Raw genomic sequence first — 18,279 nt, 5'->3', positions numbered from 1 at the left:
GTTATTATCTTGGTTTATTTAGACTTATAGATATTTTTATATGTTCGATTTTAGAATTTAATAAATCAGATTCTAATTCAGGAATTTGATTTAATTCTTCTTCTAATTTTTTGGCTACTTCAATTCTTGGTTTTGTAACCGGTTCTTTAGGAGCAAATAATTCGCATGTTTCGTTCGCTTTAATAATTGAAGTATCATGGGTATTAATTTGTCTTGCAATTTTAATGATTTCATTTTTATCGAAAGTTAATAAAGGTCTTAAAATTGGTAGAGAACTTTCACTTCCTATTGTATAAATAGACTCTAAAGTTTGTGAAGCAACTTGCCCTAAGTTATCACCATTTGAAATGGCTAATATATTATGTTTTCTAGCAATTTGTTCAGCAATACGATAAAAACTACGACGCATTAAAGTTATTTTATAAGATTCATTTGAAACAAAAGAAATATAATTCATTAAATAAGAGTAATCAGCAATTAATAAATTAGAAGTTACTTGGTAATTCGATAAAGTAGTAACTAAACCTTTGATTTTATCAATTGTTCTTTGATCAGTTTGTGGCGGAGTCATGAATGTTAAAAAATCAACTTTTAGACCTCTTTTCATTAATTCAAAAGCCGCAACAGGAGAATCAAAACCACCTGAAATTAAGTGTAAAACTTTTCCAGAAACACCTACAGGTAGACCACCTAAACCACTTATGTAATTTGAAAATATATAAGTTTGGTCTTTTCTAACTTCAACATAAAATGTTTGATCTGGATTATGAACATCCACTTTAAGGTTTGTATTTTTTAAAACATGAGTTCCTAAAATATTATTTATATTACCTGAATTATATTCAAAACCTTTAAAATTACGTCTTGATTCAATTTTGAATGTTTTTGAATCGTTTTTAACTAGTTTCATGACGTCTTCTTTGAAATTCTCTATATTATTTTCAGTTACTATAACAGGTGAGTAAGAACTAATCCCAAATACAAATTTTAGTCTCTCTAAAGCTAGTTCACTATAATCTAAATACATTCTATCAAATTCAACTTGTGGTTTTTGACCTACTATATGTGTGATATTATTTGATAATTGATTTATAAAAGTTTTTCTATTTTTTTTCTTTAAAACCAATTCTCCATACCTAATTAAAATTTTTTTATACATTTTTTCTCCTTTTTTATTGTGTTATAATAAATTTTTTCATTATTTTATAAGCAGCTTTATAATCTCTATTTTTTATATTGTTTTCTGCACTGAATAGAAAACTTTTGAATAATTGTATTTTATCATTATATTTTTTATTATTTATAACATATTCATTTATTTTGTCATACATTTGCTTATATTCGATGTTTTCTCCAATGATTCGAATTAATTGTTCAATATTTAAAACCCATTCATTAATATCATTTTTACTTGAATCGCTTTGTATATTTTTATATAAAACTTCCAAATTATCGGTTATTTTTAAAGTATCATCATTCTTTGGTAAAAACTTATGTTGCATAACAATATAATATAAATTTTCAATATTATTAAACTCTTCTTTAATATTAGAAAACCCTTCTCTTTTGCTTTCAGATAAAGTTAAATAAATATTTTTTTCTAAATCTTTATACATATTTATTAAATCATCTAAATTAGAATAGTAATTAATATAATCATTATTTTTTGAAAATGCTTGAAGTTTTTCGCTATAAAACTTCAATTCATTTACAGTTTTAGCTTTTAATTCGGGATTAAGTTTTTTAATATCATCGCCGTTTTTGTCAATTAATTTAATAATAAAATTATGAATTAATTCGTAGTTTTTATTTTTGAACTCATCAATTATTATTTTTGATTTACTATCCATAAAAATATTATTTAAATAATAATAGAAATCTCTTATTTTAGAAATTAAAAGATCAACTTTAAAACTTTTTGCTAGTCATGCATTTTTTATCTCTTTAAGGTATTTATCTATAAGTGTATTTTGTTCTTTATTAAGTAAGTTATGTTGATCTTTTAAAGAATTCATTATAGGCCCAAATAAAAAGTATTCAATTGTTAAATGATTATTTTCTAATTTAAATAATTCTAATAAATTCTTTTCCTTTTCACTAGCATCTGCAAATAAATCACGCATATTGGCGTTAGTTTTCTTGTCTAAAATAGCTTTTGTTTCTCTTTTTAACCTATGAACTTCTTTAGTAATATATCTTACTGTCTTGTAATCAGAACATTCGAAAGCTTCTAATCTTTTTAATAAATATTCGCAAACTTGAATGATTCTTGAAATTGATTCATCCACTTCTTCATAAAGTTTTTGAAAATCATGAGTTACACCTTTTACCTTAGACTGATTATTTTTAAAATTTTTAAAATTCTTTTTAAGTATTCTATTTATTTTTAATAATTCTTTAGTTTTTCTAAGTTGGATTCAATTATTAGAATTCTCTAGATTTGTTTTTATTACATCAGAATATTTTTTTAACGTATTGTAATATCCATCTAATTCACTATATATTTTTTCATAAGTTTTATTATTTTTAGATAATAATTTTAATCTTGTTAAATTAGTTTCGTTTTCATACATTGATCTACTAATTTCGTTTGTTATTTTTTGGTTTCTTTTCGAACTATATTGAATATAAAGCGATTTCAAAAAAAACAACATAACAAAAATGAAAATAATTAATAATATACTAAATAAGCTAAATAGAATGTATGCCATTATAAAATTTATTTCTCCTATTCTTTATACTATTAATTATAAATTAATTTTTATTTTGCATAAAAAAATGCCCTTCTGGGCTTATTCTCTGAAAACCGAATAGTAAATTAATAATTCATTAAAATGTCTTAAATACACCTTAACTTCTAAACCTATCAATTTATTAGTAATGGTCAGCTAAATGTATTACTACACTTACACATCCATCCTATCAACCTCGTAGTCTACAAGGAATTTCAAGGGAATACTTATCTCTGAGGAGGCTTCCCACTTAGATGCTTTCAGCGGTTATCCTTTCCGTACTTAGCTACCCAGCTATGCTCCTGGCGGAACAACTGGAACACCAGCGGTACGTCCACTCCGGTCCTCTCGTACTAAGAGCAGCTCTCATCAATATTCCAACGCCCACATCAGATAGGGACCGAACTGTCTCACGACGTTCTGAACCCAGCTCGCGTACCGCTTTAATTGGCGAACAGCCAAACCCTTGGAACCGACTCCAGCTCCAGGATGCGATGAGCCGACATCGAGGTGCCAAACCTTGCCGTCGATGTGATCTCTTGGGCAAGATAAGCCTGTTATCCCCAGGGTAACTTTTATCCGTTGAGCGACTGCCGTTCCATGACGTACAGCCGGATCACTAAGTCCTGCTTTCGCACCTGCTCGACTTGTAGGTCTCGCAGTTAAGCACACTTCTACCTTTGCGCTCTACATACAGTTTCTGACTGTATTGAGTGTACCTTTGAACGCCTCCGTTACTTTTTAGGAGGCGACCGCCCCAGTCAAACTACCCACCACGCACTGTCTCCTCGCCGGATGACGGCGACAGGTTAGAAACTCAACATACCAAGGGTGGTATTTCAAGGTCGACTACTCTAAGACTAGCGTCTTAGCATCAGCGTCTCCCACCTATCCTACACATGTTAGGCCAAGTTCCAATACGAAGTTGTAGTAAAGCTCCATGGGGTCTTTTCGTCTTGATGCGGGTACCCAGCGTTTTCACTGGGACCATAATTTCACCGAGTCCAATGTTGAGACAGTTGAGAGATCATTGCGCCTTTCGTGCAGGTCAGTATTTAGCCGACAAGGAATTTCGCTACCTTAGGACCGTTATAGTTACGGCCGCCGTTCACCCGGGCTTCATTTCAACGCTTCGCATAAGCTAACGCATCCACTTAACCTTCGGGCACTGGGCAGGCTTCACCCCCTATACATCACCTTGCGGTTTAGCAGAGAGTTGTGTTTTTGATAAACAGTTGCCCCTCACAATTTACTGTGGCCAACCAAAAGTTGGCACCCCTTCTCGCGAACTTACGGGGTTAATTTGCAGAGTTCCTTAACATTGGTTTTCTCGCTCGCCTTAGAATACTCATCTTGGGAACGTGTGTCCGTTCTCGGTACAGGTGACCATACGTTTAAACGTTTAGAAGCTTTTCTTGGAAGCATGAAATCACACAATTCAGCCTTTCGGCCTATGACTCGCAACTCCCGGTTAGAGGATACGCATTTAACTATATCCACCAGTCGTTACTTACCCCACAATCCATTAAGTGGTAGTGTTATCCTTCTCCGTCACTCCATCACTACGTACAGCCAGTACAGGAATATTAACCTGTTGTCCATCGGATACGCCTTTCGGCCTCTCCTTAGGTCCTGACTAACCCTGGGTGGACGAACCTTCCCCAGGAAACCTTTCCCAATAGGCGTTGAGGATTCTCACCTCAAATCGTTACTCATACCGGCATTCTCACTTCTTAGCGCTCCACCAGTCCTCACGGTCTGACTTCGCCGCACTAAGAACGCTCCTCTAACGTACTTTCGTACCCGTGGCTTCGGTATCGTGTTTTACTCCCGTTACATTATTGGCGCAAGTTCTCTTGACTAGTGAGCTATTACGCACTCTTTAAAGGGTGGCTGCTTCTAAGCCAACCTCCTAGTTGTTTATGAAAACTCACAACCTTTCTGACTTAACACGATTTTGGGACCTTAGCCGACGATCTGGGTTGTTGCCCTCGCGAGCCGGGACGTTAGCACCCCGGTTCCGACTGCATGATAATACACAATGGTATTCGGAGTTTGATTATAGTCAGTACCGCTAGGCGCGGCCATTCCATATTCAGTGCTCTACCACCAAAGTTTAACATCACACGCTAGCCCTAAAGCTATTTCGAGGAGAACCAGCTATCTCCAAGTTCGATTGGAATTTCTCCGCTATTCACAAGTCATCCGGGCACTTTTCAGCGTACTACGGTTCGGCCCTCCACTTGGTGTTATCCAAGCTTCAGCCTGCTCATGAATAGATCACATGGTTTCGGGTATATGTCAACATACTAAGCGCCCTATTAAGACTCGATTTCTCTACGGCTCCGCTTTTATCCACTTAACCTCGCATGTTAACATAACTCGCCGGTCCATACTGCAAGATGTACGCCATCACGCATTAACGCGCTCTGACTAATTGTAAGTAAGTTGTTTCAGATTCTATTTCACTCCCCTCCCGGGGTTCTTTTCACCTTTCCCTCACGGTACTAGTTCACTATCGGTGTCTGGTTAGTATTTAGCCTTACCGGATGGTCCCGGCAGATTCAGACAGGGTTTCACGTGCCCCGCCCTACTCAGGATACTATCAGAAGATCTTGCCATTTCGCATACGGGAGTATCACCCTCTATGCTAAAGTTTCCCAACTTATTCTGCTATGACAAAATTTTGTAACTTCATGTAGATAGTCCTACAACCCCAACATAAATGTTGGTTTGGGCTCTTCCATGTTCGCTCGCCGCTACTAATGGAATCATTATTTATTTTCTCTTCCTGTTGCTACTAAGATGTTTCAGTTCACAACGTGTCTCGTCATTAGAACTATGTATTCATTCTAATGCAATTAGATATTACTCTAATTAGGTTTCCCCATTCGGAAATCCCCGTATCGTAGCTTATATCCAGCTCCACGAGGCTTATCGCAGGTAATCACGTCCTTCTTCGACTTCCAGACCCAAGGCATCCACAACTCACTCTTACTTATTTAAAAGTTATTTCAATATTTTCCTATTGTTTGTTGATGTATTCAAAGACATTTTAATAAATTATTATTTTAATAATAATTACTCGGTATCACAAAACAAATTGACTAATTTAATTTATTTTTTTGATGTCGTTGTTATATTAATTTATCTTTACTATTCAGTTTTCAAAGAACAAAGAGAGAAGTTCTCTCAAAACTAGATATATAAATCTTTCTGACCATTAAAGAAAGCCATGACTCAAATATTAAATAAATAAAAATGGTCTTAAAAGTTAGTAATTGTTACTAAAATGAATTGTAACTTATGTACTCCGTAGAAAGGAGGTAATCCATCCCCACGTTCTCGTAGGGATACCTTGTTACGACTTCACCCCAGTCACCGGCCCTGCCTTAGGCAGTTGTCTCCGTAGTTAACAAAACCGACTTCGGGCATTACCAGCTCCCATGGTGTGACGGGCGGTGTGTACAAGACCCGAGAACGTATTCACCGTAGCGTAGCTGATCTACGATTACTAGCGATTCCGACTTCATGTAGTCGAGTTGCAGACTACAATCCGAACTGAGAATAGTTTTTTGAGATTTGCTCCACGTCACCGTATTGCTTCTCTTTGTACTATCCATTGTAGCACGTGTGTTGCCCCACTCGTAAGAGGCATGATGATTTGACGTCGTCCCCACCTTCCTCCCAATTACTCGGGCAGTCTCCTTAGGATATTTAACTAAGGATGAGGGTTGCGCTCGTTGCAGGACTTAACCGAACATCTCACGACACGAGCTGACGACAACCATGCACCATCTGTCATTCCGTTAGCCTCCACTATATCTCTATAGCTTTGCGGAAGATGTCAAGAGTGGGTAAGGTTCTACGCGTATCTTCAAATTAAACCACATGCTCCACCGCTTGTGCGGGTCCCCGTCAATTCCTTTAAGTTTCACTCTTGCGAGCATACTACTCAGGCGGATGATTTAATGCGTTAGCTGCGCCGATAGTTCTCTATCAGCTAATCATCATCGTTTACAGCGTGGACTACCAGGGTATCTAATCCTGTTTGCTCCCCACGCTTTCGTCTCTCAGTGTCAATATGTGCCCAGTTAGCTGCCTTCGCCATGTTGGTGTTCTTCCTAATATCTACGCATTTCACCGCTTCACTAGGAATTCCGCTAACCTCTACACAATTCTAGCGTGCCAGTATCCAACGCAATTTGGGGTTGAGCCCCAAGTTTTAACGCCAGACTTAACACACAACCTACAGACGCTTTACGCCCAATAATTCCGGATAACGCTTGCAACCTATGTATTACCGCGGCTGCTGGCACATAGTTAGCCGTTGCTTTCTGACAAGGTACCGTCAAGGCAATAGCATTTCCTCTATTGCTTTTTCTTCCCTTATAACAGCAGTTTACAACCCGAAGGCCGTCTTCCTGCACGCTGTGTCGCTCCATCAGACTTTCGTCCATTGTGGAAAATTCCCTACTGCTGCCTCCCGTAGGAGTCTGGGCCGTATCTCAGTCCCAGTGTGGCGGATCAGTCTCTCAACCCCGCTAAACATCATCGTCTTGGTGAGCCATTACCTCACCAACAAACTAATGTTCCGCACCCCAATCCCCTAGTGAAGCAAACGCTCCTTTTATATTAGTTTGATGCCAAACTAATAAGTATCCGGTATTAGCGATAATTTCTCATCGTTATCCCAATCTAGAGGGCACGTTAAGTACGTGTTACTCACCCATTCGCCGCTAAGTTCCGAAGAACTCCGCTCGACATGCATGTATTAGGCACACAGCCAGCGTTCATCCTGAGCCAGGATCAAACTCTCGAAAAAATTGACTGTCATGTTTTATTGTATATATCTAGTTTTCAAAGAACTTATTCTGCTAATTTGTTTCCGATTTTTCTTGTATCTGTCGGAGTTAGCAAAACTATTATATCACCACTTTTTTAAAAGTCAAAACATTTTTTTATTTTTTTAACTAAATTATTTTTTTGAACAATCAATATTATTTAAATATACCTATATTATATATAGCAATTTTTTAGTCTTATTAAATACAGTTTTAATTTTGAATAAAAAATTTTATTAAAAGAAAATACTTGAATCAAGTTAGTTATTTTAGCAAACAATTACATAAAATATTTTAAAGTTATCTTTAATAAAGGTTAAAAAACGTTTATTCGAGAAAAAAACAATCAAAATTATTAAGTTAAGTTAAGTTATAAAAGTTTTTTTGTTATTTACTAAATCATAAATTAAAAATAAATTTAAAATCTAGTTTTTCAAGTAATTTAAATATATTTTCTAATAGAACATTTATTATGTGTTTTTAAAATTTTAATTAATTAAAAATAAATAGTACTTAAAATATTATATATAGGCTTAAAAAGAAAAATTCATTAAATTTAATTATTCGGAATTTGAGTCATTTTTGCCTTTTTTAGTTCTTTTTTTGAAAAAAATTACATATTGAATATGTTACAAAAAATACCTAAAAAAATATTAATTGTTATAAAAATATTATTAGTTATTTTAACCATAACTATAGGAATATTTATCAGTAAGAATAACTACGGAAATAGTAACCAAAAGAAATTAGTTGAATTAAAAATAAATAGAGTACTAGACGGAGATACTATAGAAGGTAAAATAAATAATAAAAAAGTAACGATAAGATTTTATGGAATTGATACGCCTGAAACTTTAAAAGAAAATAATAAAAACAAACTAGCCAACTACGAAAATTATTATGCGAACATTGCAAAAAATGTTTTAACTAATAAAATTGACTCAGAAGATAAATTTTATTATATGCATTTTGATACTGATGAATATGGTAGAGATGTGGGTTTAATATATTTTAAAAATATAAATAATAATGATTTTAAATCCACTCTAAACTCACTTATGGTTGAAAAAGGGTTAGCAAGAGTTGCATATATTCAAAATAGTAATTTTAAGCAAAAATATTACACTAAAAATCAAATACAAAAAGATTTTTATAGCTATATTATAGGCGTAGAAGAAAAAAGTAAGAATGAAGGAAATGGATTTTGAAATCTAGAATTAGACCAAGTCTTTTATAAATACAAAAAGATGGTATAATATATTTAATATTAATATTAAATATTTTAGGGGTTTAAATGAAAGAAAATTTAAATAATAATTATGATGCTTCAAATATTAAGCATCTAGAAGGACTAGAGCACGTTAGAAAACGTCCTGGTATGTACATTGGTAGCACTTCAAAAAGTGGTCTACACCATATGGTTTGAGAAATAGTCGATAACTCAGTTGATGAAGCGATGGCTGGTTATGCAGATACAATTAATATTACCATTACTAAAAATGAGGAAATAATAGTTGAAGATAATGGGCGTGGTATACCCGTAGGTATGCACCCCAAATTTAACATTAGTGCACTTGAAGTTGTTTTAACTAAATTAAACGCTGGTGGTAAATTTGAATCTAATGCTTATAAAGTTAGTGGTGGATTGCACGGTGTTGGTGCTTCGGTTGTTAATGCTCTTAGTGATTACATGGAAGCTTGAGTAAAAAGAGATGGTAAATTATATAACGCTAAATTCGCTAATGGTGGACACATAATTCAAGAGACAACTGTAATTGGTGAAGCAAAAGAAAACGAAAGTGGTACTACAATAAAATTCCACCCCGATTATAAAGTTATGGAACAAATTAAGTTTGATAAAGAACTTATTATTGACCACGCTAAACAAATCGCACACTTAAACAAGGGGTTATTCGTTTCAGTTACAGATCACCGTGATAATTCATATAGTGAATTTAAATATGACAACGGTATTGTGGATTATGTAAAAGAAATTAATGAAGGTTATAAACCAATTAACCAAGAAGTAATTTATGCTTCAGGAGAATATAAATACAATAACGAATTAAGTGGCGAAGAAGTTATTATTGGTGTAGAAGTAGCAACACAATATTTAGAAGATATGTATAGATCAAACATAATTACATATACAAATAACATTTCCACACACGAAGGTGGTACACACTTATCAGGTTTCTATGATTCATTAATGCGTTTAGTTAATAACTATGCAATTGATAAAGCTTTAATTAAAAATGAATCAGAAAAATTCACAAGAGATGACTTAATTGAAGGTTTAACTGCAATAATATCAATTAAACACCCAGATCCTCAATTCGAAGGTCAAACAAAAGGTAAATTAGGTTCAAAAGATGCTCGTAGAGCCGTAAATGAAATTTATTCTGAAGCTTTAGAAAGATTTTTAAATGAAAACCCTGACATTTCTAAAAAAATAATAAACACCGCAATACTTGCAAGAAAAGGAAGATTAGCATCTAGTGCAGCTAGAGATAACGCTAGAAGAAAAAATGTTTTTGAAAGCGGTGGGCTTCCAGGTAAGCTTTCAGATTGTACAAGTAAAAACGCTGAAATTAGTGAACTTTATATAGTTGAGGGTAACTCAGCTGGTGGTTCAGCTAAAATGGGTAGAGATAGAAAAACACAAGCTATTTTACCATTACGTGGAAAAATTTTAAACGTTGAAAAAACAAGACAAGAAAAAGTATTTAACAACGAAGAAATAATGTCTTTAATTACTGCTTTAGGTACAGGTTTAGGTGATACATTTAACATCAATAAATTAAGATACCACAAAATTGTAATTATGACTGACGCCGACGTCGATGGTGCTCACATTAGAACATTATTATTAACATTCTTCTTTAGATACTTTAAACCACTTATTGAATATGGGTTTGTTTACATAGCACAACCTCCTTTATATAGAATTCAGCAGGGTAAATTCCTTGAGTACGCATATAATGATGAGCAGAAAAATGAGATAATGGAAAAACTAAATCCAAACTCAAAAATAACAATCCAAAGATATAAAGGGCTTGGGGAAATGGATCCTGAACAGTTATGAGAAACAACAATGAATCCAGAAAATAGAAAAATGTTACAAGTTCAAATTGAAGACGCTTATAAAGCGGATAGAACTTTTGAAATATTAATGGGTGAAAATGTTGCTCCTCGTAAAGAATTTATTGAAAAAAATGCAAAATATGTTAAAAATATAGACTTATAATACTATGAATAAAATTATAAATTGAGACCAATATTTTATGGCACTTACCAAATTAAGTGCTTTGAGATCCAAAGATCCAAATACTAAAGTTGGAGCTTGTATAATTAATGCTAGAAAACGTGTAATTGGTATGGGTTATAATGGTATGCCTTCTGGTAATGATAATGATTTTCCTTGAACTAGAGATGCTAAGGAAGAAAAAGATAATAAATATCCTTATGTTGTTCACGCTGAAATTAATGCAATTTTAAATTCAACAACACAATTAGAGAACGCAGTTTTATACACTTCTTTATTTCCGTGTTCAAATTGTTCAAAAACAATTGTCCAATCAGGAATTAAAGAAATAGTTTATTTAGAAGATAAATATCATGATACCGACGATGCTTGAATTTCAAGAAAAATATTGAAAGATTCTGGTATCAAAACTAGAAAATTAGAACCATTAAATATCACATTAGAGTTGTAAAAAAAATACGAATCATTGCGATTCGTATTTTTTAGTTATCAAATTATTTATTTTGAACTGAAGTTACACCAGGTAATTCTAATCCCTGTAATAATTCAAGTGAAGCTCCACCACCTGTAGAAACGTGTGTGAATTTATCTTCCATACCTAATTTTTCAACAGCAGCAACTGAATCACCACCACCAACTACAGTGTATGCATCTCTAAGTTCAGAGATTGATTCACATACAGCGTATGTTCCTTTTTGGTAGTTTTTAAATTCAGCAACTCCCATAGGTCCGTTTCAAACTACTGTTTTTGCGTTTTCTAAAGTATTTTTTACTAATTCAATTGATTTAGGTCCTAAATCAAGTCCCATGTATCCTTCTGAAATTTCTGTTTCTTGGAATACTGGTTCAACATCTTTAAATTCTGTTGATGTTGCGTGGTCAATTGGTAATACAACTTTATCTGAGTATTTTTCTAAGAAATCTCTAGCTAAATCTAAGTAATCATCTTCAACTAATGAAGTACCTGTGTTGTGATCTTGCACTTTTAAGAATGTGTAAGCCATCGCTCCACCGATAATCATTTTGTCTGCAATTTTAGCTAAGTTTTCTAAAACTTGAATTTTATCTGAAACTTTTGCTCCACCAATAATTGCAACATATGGATGTTCTGGGTTACTAATAACTTTTTGAAGTGATGAAACTTCTTTTTCCATTAAGTAACCTAATGCTGATTCAGCAATATTTGAAGCGATTCCAACGTTTGAAGCATGTTTTCTATGAGCTGTACCAAAAGCGTCGTTTACAAAAACATCTCCTAATGAAGCTCAGTATTTTCCTAATTCTTCATTATTTTTACTTTCAGCTTTGTTGTTTAAGTCTTCGTATCTTGTGTTTTCAACTAATAAAACTTCACCTTGTTTCATAGCTTCAATACTTTTTTCTAATACTTCACCTCTAGTTTGAGGAACAAAAATAACTTTTTGTCCTAATTGTCTTGCTAATTCAATAGCAACTGGTTTTAAACTTTTAGATTTTAAATCTTCCTCTGTTTTAACTCTACCTAAGTGTGAAAATAAAATCGCTTTTCCACCCTCTGATACAATTTTTTGAATTGTAGGTAATGCAGCTTTAATTCTTTTTGTTGATGTAATAACACCATTTTTTAATGGTACGTTAAAGTCAACTCTAACTAAAACTTTTTTATTGTTTAAATCTAAATCATTTATAGTTTTTTTCATTTTTATCCTTTCGAACTAACAAATTAATTTGTTATTTAAATTATAATAAAAAATCGTCTTTTTTTAAAAAATAAAAATATAAAAATTTAATTTTTTATTAGTTTCAAAAATATAATAATACTCAAAAAACTATATAATTTCCATTTGTGGCAACCGAGCTTACCAGGTTCTTATAAATAGTAAATATTTATAAATATGGTAAAATACTAATATATAGTTTTATAACTAAATTACAAGAAATTTTAAGGGGAAAAAATGAAATTAAGTATCGTTTCTCTTGTTGGTGACTTATTCAAAGATGTCGAATGATTCTTAAAAGATTTACAAGATCAAGAGAATCAAGATTTTGAAATAATTTTGTGCATTGATAAAAAACAAAGCAATATGTTAGAATCTCTTAAAGAATATTTTCTTTTATTTGGTTCAAGATTAAAAGTTATTTTAAATAGTAGAGTTGATAGTTATCAATTAAATCTAATTAACGCATTTAAAATTGCAAGAGGTGATTTTTTAGTAGTACTAAACTCTGAAAATACCCTAAGAAAAAGATATGTTTCTAACATTATTGAGGAAGCAACAAAATATTCTGCTGATATTCTTGAATTCAAACCAAGATTGGTTGGTTCAATCAGATGAAAACCAAAAGCAAGACTAAAACTACTTAATAAAGTTGACATAAATAAAATGCAAAGCACATATGCTTATACCTTCCCTTTTGTTTTTAATAAAGTTTATAAAAAAACTTTATACAAAAAACTAACAAAATACGTACCTTCAAATTTAAATGATACAAAAATGTGTGTTGAATTAAACTACATACTGTTTTCAGAAGCAAAAACATATATGTATCTAGATTATAGAGTTTACAGAGAATTTATTAATTCAAATACATGATTTAATTCAAGGCATGTTTTAGATTCATTTAATAATATTGAAAATTATTATAAAGAACATAACCCTAAAGTTCTTGATGAAATTAGTTATGCTAAAATGTATGCTATAAAATTGATGCTAACTGGTTTTTTAAATGAAACTACATTCACATACAAAAGAATTTATAAATACGAAAAAGAACAAATACAGGAAAAAAGAAGTATTATGTTTATCAAAAGACATTATGATCTAGTTACCAAATTAGAAAATATGTCCGTAAAAAATGATTTTTATAAATCAAACATTTATTTAGCAAATGCAAATGATGAATCAAAACTGATGCAGAAACCTTTATATAAAATTAAAAAAATGAAAGTTTTAGATTTCTTAGAATAAAAAATGAAGAAATATCAAAATGCATTTTTTTACAAAAGGTTTTTTTCAGAAATAATTGATTTTAGTTTATCTTTACTGATTTCAATTTTAATAATTTGAGCAATCGGCATTTTTAGTTATAAAGAAAAAATTCCTACAAACATACTTATTTGAACTATCTTCGTAGGAATATTCAATATTAGTTTATTTTTCCTTGTTTTACCTTTAATTTGAAGAGGTAAAACACTAGGTAAGTTTCTTCTTAAAATTAAAATAATTTCTTCAAAAAATAATAAATTTAATTATTTTTCCATATTAAGAAGATCGCTATTCGCAGTATTACCACTATTCATAATATGAACTCTTGTTTTTTTAGTTGCTTATTACAATTCACATAAAATCGAAAATGCTAATAACGTTACTCAAGAAATAATAAATAAATTTTTTCAAATTTTTAATTATGCGATAAGTATATTTAAATTTATAGACTACTTATTTGTAGTAGTTTATAAGAAAAAACTCTCAATAATTGATATATTTAGTAAAACAAGAGTTGTTGATAAAGATGAAATAATAATAGATGATATTGAATTAGTGAAACTAATGCCATTTTATTCTAAAAAAAGAAAAATTGTTTATATAGAAAATAATAATAACTTATCAAACAAGGAGATAGAAGATGACAATTAATACAAAAAAAGTTGACTTGCTGAGCGATTTAAACGATAAGCAAAATGAAGCTGTAAAATATTTTGATAAGCATTTAAGAATTATTGCTGGTGCAGGTACCGGAAAAACTAAAGTTTTAACACGTAAAATTGCCTACTTAATAAATGTATTAGGTATTCCTGCTAAAAATATTCTTGGTGTTACTTTCACTAATAAAGCGGCTCAAGAAATGTCAATAAGAGTTGAAAAGTATTGTAATAATTTAGAAACAAAATTAAACATTAAAACTTTTCACTCTTTTTGTGCAACCATCTTAAGAAATGAGATTCACAATTTAGGTTATCGTAGAAGTTTTACAATCGTTGATGAACCTGATAAAATCCAAATTTTAGCTGAAATTTATAAAAAATTAAAAATTACAACTTCTGAAATTAGTTATAAAACTGCTATTCATTATATTTCAACACAAAAAAATAATACAGATGATTACAATGAATTTTATAAAATTGATAACTTAGATCAAATTGAAAATAAAATATATTTTGAATACATTAATGAATTAGCCAGAAATGGAGCTTTGGATTTTGATGATTTAATCATCAAAACAAACATTTTATTTCACTCAAGACCTGATATAGTTGAAAAATACAAAAAATTATATTCATATATTCTTGTTGATGAGTTTCAAGATACTTCAAAATTACAATATAGAATAATTAAAAACTTAATAGGTGATAATACACATTTAACAATTGTTGGAGATCCTGATCAAACAATTTATAACTGACGTGGTGCTGATGTTAATTTAATATTAGATTTTGAAAAAGATTTTAAAGAAACATATACAGTTGTTTTAGATAAAAACTATCGTTCTACTCAAAAAATATTAGATGCAGCTAATAAACTTATTAAAATGAACAAAAAAAGATATAACAAAGACCTAGTTACTGAAAATGGTGTAGGTGAAGATATAGAGTTCATGCATAGTTTTAGTGAAGAAGGTGAAGCTAAGTGAGTAGTAAATAAAATTAATCAACTTAAAAAACAAAAAAATCAATTAAAATCAATAGTTATTTTATATAGAGCTAACTATTATTCAAGAGCTTTTGAACAAGCGTTAATTGACGAAAATATTCCACATAAAATAATAAACGGTGTTAAATTCTATCAAAGATCTGAAATTAAAGACGCTATAGCTTTCTTAAGATTATTACACAACAATGATGAATTATCATTTTATCGTATTGTAAATGTACCAACAAGAGGAATAGGTCATAAATCAATCGAATCAATTAAAGAATTTGTTAAGAAAAAAAGTGGTGTAAATACTTTCGAAACTATAACAAATAAAAATAATTGATCTGAATTTAAAAAAGAATATCCAAAACTTGCTGTTAAATTATTTAAATTTTTACAAATTACATTACGTTACAAAAAAGAACTTAAAAAATTAGAAATTACTAAACACTCTATTTCTAAAATACTTGATTTCTATTTAATGGAACTTAATTATTATCAATTTATAGAAAAAGATGTTAGTTTAAGAGGAACTGCAATTGAAAATGTTAAAGAATTAATTGACTCTATTAAAAATTGAGAAGAAAGAAATAAAGAAAAACAACTAGCAGATTACCTAAATTACATAAATCTACTTTCTGTAACTGATGATTATGAAGGTAACACAAATTACGTAACATTAATGACAATACACTCAGCAAAAGGTCTTGAATACGATAACGTATTCTTAGTAGGTTTATCTCGTGGTGTATTCCCTTCTTATAGAATTATTGAAAACATGGATTCTGACCCTGAAGTTTTTGAAGAAGAAAGAAGACTTGCATATGTTGGGATTACAAGAGCTAGAAATCACTTATTTTTAAGTTCTTCACGCGGAAAAATATTTGGAAGTGATCTTTCAAAAGAACCATCAAACTTTATTAGCGAAATGGGTATTAACGTTGATGATTACACAAATATGGATGATGATCATGGTTTAGATTTAGATTACTCACCTGATGAAATTTCTTTAATTAATTCAAAAATGATTATTGGTGATACAATCGCACATACAATTTTTGGTGAAGGTGAAGTTATCGACTTTGGTCAAGGTAATGAAGTTATAGTTAAATTTAGAGATGGTAAAGAAAGAACTTTAAATAAAAGACACCACTCTATTAGAATATTAAGTGTTAAGGAATAGTATGGGTCACCTTGCAATACTAACTTATATTACTGTTGTTATTTTAATTATTACAATTTGCTACTATTTAGCGTTTAAATTCTTTTACTTTTATAAAAGAGATTCTTTTGGGGTAATTATCTTTAAAATAGACAACATCAACAAGAGAGTTATTAGAAATAATAAAAAATATAGTTTTTTATCAACATACCTAGATTCTAGTGTTTTTAATTTCAACAAATATAATTACATTTCAATTAATGACTTCTTAAACTTTTTCGATCAAGATAGCACAAATCAAATTAAAGATATAATAAATAAAAATCAACAAAATCAAGAAAACAAAATTGAAGTTTCTTGAAATAGTAGTTTTAATATTAAATTAAGCATTTTCGAGAGAATGATTAATAAAACAAATAAAAATTTATTAATCAATAAACCAATGCAAATGGTTTTAAAAACAATTGATGGAAATAACTATTATTGTTTTTTAAATTGAGGTGTTGATTATAACAGCAAAGCAAATAGGCTATATAATAAGTCATTTGATAATGCAATTAGTGAAAATGTATTATCAAATAAAAAGAATATTATCATAGGTTTTTTACTTAAAAATCATCACTTTATAAACGGTGTAAATGAAGTAAATATAAACTACATTACCGATTTATTAGAATTAAAAAAAGAGCAAGTACAATTCTTTAAAAAAGATGATTATATTTATCTTCTGCTAAAATATAGATCTAAAAAACAATATAATTTTTATCTAAATAAAGTAAAAGAGATAAATACTTCTAGCACAATATCTAGAATGTATAAAAGAGCAACTATATTACAGTGTAACAAAATTAATGGTAAAAATCAAAATGACGATATAAGCAATTTAGTCAAATACTCTTTATATAATATTGATTATGATATTGAAAATGCAGATAAATATTATTACGAGTATTCAGAAAGTTTATTGGATAAAATAAATAAATTTAACGATGAATATTATAAGTACATTCAAATAATAACTAACAATAATAATATAAGGCAATGAATTAATATTAAAAATATTGTTAATTATAGTTCTAAAAATAAAACTCAATTTAAGATAATTGAGCCATATTATGTTAAATTAAATAATTCATTAAAGTTTTTTAATTTATTTGATAAAAATGAATATTTAAATTTAATGAAAGAAACAACTTGATTTAATTATTTTACAAATAACTCTAAAAACTTAAAAAGTACTCAATTAATTTTAAAAATGTCTCAATGTGCTTACCTAAGTATTAACAAAAACAATTTTCAATCCAAAAACATTATTCCTTTAATTTATGATTTAGAAACAATATATGACATTAAACTGTTAGAAGAAAAAATACTTTCTAACTACAACGATGGTATATTGACTTTCTTTTATTTAGAAAACGTTAATAGAAATATTTCTTTTATTTTAGAGAAATTAAAAATTAAAGCTGTTGTCGTTTCGAGCAAAATATCATCTAATTTATATAACTCTAATGTATTATTGGATTGCTTAACTATTTCACAACAATTAAACAAAAACAAAAAAGTTATAATTTATGAAAGTCCACCTGAAAACTTAGAAGAGGACTTAATTAATAAAATTAAAATAAACTATAATTATTAATAAATAATCCTAAAGTTAATC

Annotated in this window: 10 protein-coding genes and 2 rRNA genes; 7 read left to right on the top strand and 5 right to left on the bottom strand. The window is 30.1% G+C overall.

The genetic code is table 4. The features are described from left to right. Positions 1-4: 4 nt before the first annotated feature. The 4 genes from thiI to HTZ87_RS01280 all read right to left on the bottom strand — a co-directional run bounded on the left by thiI (position 5) and on the right by HTZ87_RS01280 (position 7,557). Positions 5-1,159 (bottom strand): tRNA uracil 4-sulfurtransferase ThiI, encoded by a 1,155-nt coding sequence (thiI, locus tag HTZ87_RS01295; RefSeq protein ID WP_174892762.1) that lies wholly within the window; start codon positions 1,157-1,159, stop codon positions 5-7. A gap of 13 nt (positions 1,160-1,172) precedes the next feature. Continuing rightward, complete coding sequence (locus HTZ87_RS01290) at positions 1,173-2,642, bottom strand: hypothetical protein (protein WP_174892761.1); 1,470 nt, start codon at positions 2,640-2,642, stop codon at positions 1,173-1,175. Between the two features lie 211 nt (positions 2,643-2,853). Next, a 23S ribosomal RNA gene (locus HTZ87_RS01285) occupies positions 2,854-5,740 on the bottom strand. A gap of 311 nt (positions 5,741-6,051) precedes the next feature. Further along, positions 6,052-7,557 (bottom strand): 16S ribosomal RNA (locus HTZ87_RS01280). The 16S and 23S rRNA genes sit together here, the layout of an rRNA operon. A gap of 645 nt (positions 7,558-8,202) precedes the next feature. On the opposite strand from HTZ87_RS01280, the gene HTZ87_RS01275 reads away from it, so the two are divergent. From HTZ87_RS01275 to HTZ87_RS01265, 3 genes are read left to right on the top strand one after another with little or no spacing between them, the layout of a single operon-like run. Continuing rightward, the gene (locus HTZ87_RS01275) at positions 8,203-8,832 is read left to right on the top strand and encodes a thermonuclease family protein (RefSeq protein ID WP_174892760.1); all 630 of its coding nucleotides are present in this window, start codon (positions 8,203-8,205) and stop codon (positions 8,830-8,832) included. Positions 8,833-8,870: 38 nt separating this feature from the next. Continuing rightward, positions 8,871-10,823, top strand: a complete 1,953-nt coding sequence (gene gyrB / locus HTZ87_RS01270) for a DNA topoisomerase (ATP-hydrolyzing) subunit B (RefSeq protein ID WP_174892759.1) — start codon at positions 8,871-8,873, stop codon at positions 10,821-10,823. Between the two features lie 37 nt (positions 10,824-10,860). Next, positions 10,861-11,292, top strand: coding sequence for a cytidine/deoxycytidylate deaminase family protein (locus tag HTZ87_RS01265; protein WP_254616025.1), 432 nt, complete (start codon positions 10,861-10,863; stop codon positions 11,290-11,292). Between the two features lie 43 nt (positions 11,293-11,335). Here the strand turns inward: HTZ87_RS01265 and HTZ87_RS01260 are convergent, their stop codons facing one another. Continuing rightward, positions 11,336-12,520, bottom strand: coding sequence for a phosphoglycerate kinase (locus HTZ87_RS01260; protein WP_174892757.1), 1,185 nt, complete (start codon positions 12,518-12,520; stop codon positions 11,336-11,338). Between the two features lie 255 nt (positions 12,521-12,775). Between HTZ87_RS01260 and HTZ87_RS01255 the strand changes: the two genes are divergently transcribed. The 4 genes from HTZ87_RS01255 to HTZ87_RS01240 are packed head-to-tail and all read left to right on the top strand — an operon-like array spanning position 12,776 to position 18,258. Then, a complete protein-coding gene (locus tag HTZ87_RS01255) occupies positions 12,776-13,789 on the top strand; it encodes a glycosyltransferase (protein WP_174892756.1) in 1,014 nt (337 codons plus the stop codon). Positions 13,790-13,792: 3 nt separating this feature from the next. Beyond that, positions 13,793-14,458, top strand: a complete 666-nt coding sequence (locus HTZ87_RS01250) for an RDD family protein (RefSeq protein WP_174892755.1) — start codon at positions 13,793-13,795, stop codon at positions 14,456-14,458. Continuing rightward, complete coding sequence (locus HTZ87_RS01245) at positions 14,448-16,637, top strand: ATP-dependent helicase (protein WP_174892754.1); 2,190 nt, start codon at positions 14,448-14,450, stop codon at positions 16,635-16,637. Before HTZ87_RS01250 ends, HTZ87_RS01245 begins: the two co-directional genes overlap by 11 nt. A gap of 1 nt (position 16,638) precedes the next feature. Further along, the gene (locus HTZ87_RS01240; RefSeq protein ID WP_174892753.1) at positions 16,639-18,258 is read left to right on the top strand and encodes an MHO_4530 family protein; all 1,620 of its coding nucleotides are present in this window, start codon (positions 16,639-16,641) and stop codon (positions 18,256-18,258) included. Positions 18,259-18,279 lie beyond the last annotated feature (21 nt).

It is taken from the genome of Mycoplasma sp. OR1901 (genome assembly GCF_013348745.1).
Classification (GTDB): domain Bacteria; phylum Bacillota_I; class Bacilli_A; order Mycoplasmatales; family Metamycoplasmataceae; genus Mycoplasmopsis.
Note: the sequence above shows the minus strand (reverse complement) of the source record. Positions and strands in the feature narration are given on the sequence as shown.